The sequence below is a fragment of the Halomicronema sp. CCY15110 genome (genome assembly GCF_016888165.1).
In the GTDB taxonomy this organism is placed as follows: domain Bacteria; phylum Cyanobacteriota; class Cyanobacteriia; order Phormidesmidales; family Phormidesmidaceae; genus Halomicronema.
Genome location: NZ_JACSWC010000004.1, coordinates 1 through 233, shown reverse-complemented (window position 1 = coordinate 233; position 233 = coordinate 1). Strand labels below are relative to the sequence as shown.

At 54.5% G+C, this 233-nt stretch carries 1 protein-coding gene; it reads left to right on the top strand.

The window, feature by feature from the left end:
- Positions 1-233, top strand: a 233-nt coding sequence (locus tag JUK32_RS00020) for a transposase family protein (RefSeq protein WP_204136830.1), incomplete at both ends; no start/stop codon positions are given.

Sequence of the window (233 nt, the reverse complement as noted above, 5' to 3'; positions counted from 1 at the left end):
TTGCCTGATGTCTCAGCACTGAACCTGAAACACTGGGAACTGGATGCCGAGCGTCATCAGCTGATTGTCACCGTTTCTTCTACCCAAGCGGTGGCCTGTTGCCCGCTTTGTCAGTCCCTGACAGGGCGCATCCATAGCCGCTACGAGCGTACTCTCCAAGACTTGCCTCTAGCTCAGTTCGGCCTCACCATCCTGTTGGAAGTGGGTAAGTTCTTTTGCCTGAATGAGACCTG